Genomic DNA, 430 nt, shown 5'->3' with positions numbered 1-430 from the left:
TGACCTTGCGCACCGCGTCGCAGAGCAGGTTGATGTCGGTGGGAAAGTGCACGTCGGTCTCGACGACGAAGGAGTCAGCGCGCACCTGAAGCCCGTCGTCTGGGCTTTTTTTTACCAAGGCGTGGCCGGCGTCCACGACTTCCTGATTGATGCGCTCAAGCACCTCGGGGGTGAACAAACGCAGGTTGTCCTTGAGCGTCTGCACGCCCCACCGGGTCTCCTCGCTCCAGTCGCTATGGCCGAGCATCTGGCGCACCGTGCGATGCTGATTGGCCAGCTCCGCGATGCGGTCGTAATCGGCATTCAGCCCCAGACGCAGCACCCCGAGCACCAGGATCTGCCACTGCGCCATTCCCGGACGCCCGGTCTCGGCGCTCACCGGACCCGAGCCGTCGGCGCGCTCGGGCAGCACCTCGGCAAGGATCGCGAA

At 65.3% G+C, this 430-nt stretch carries 1 pseudogene; it reads right to left on the bottom strand.

Features of this window, described 5'->3' with window-relative positions:
* A pseudogene (locus G3446_RS27310) lies at positions 1-430 on the bottom strand (ISNCY family transposase); the annotation flags it as partial.

This window comes from Thiorhodococcus minor (assembly GCF_010820565.1).
Lineage (GTDB): Bacteria > Pseudomonadota > Gammaproteobacteria > Chromatiales > Chromatiaceae > Thiorhodococcus > Thiorhodococcus minor.
Note: the sequence above shows the minus strand (reverse complement) of the source record. Positions and strands in the feature narration are given on the sequence as shown.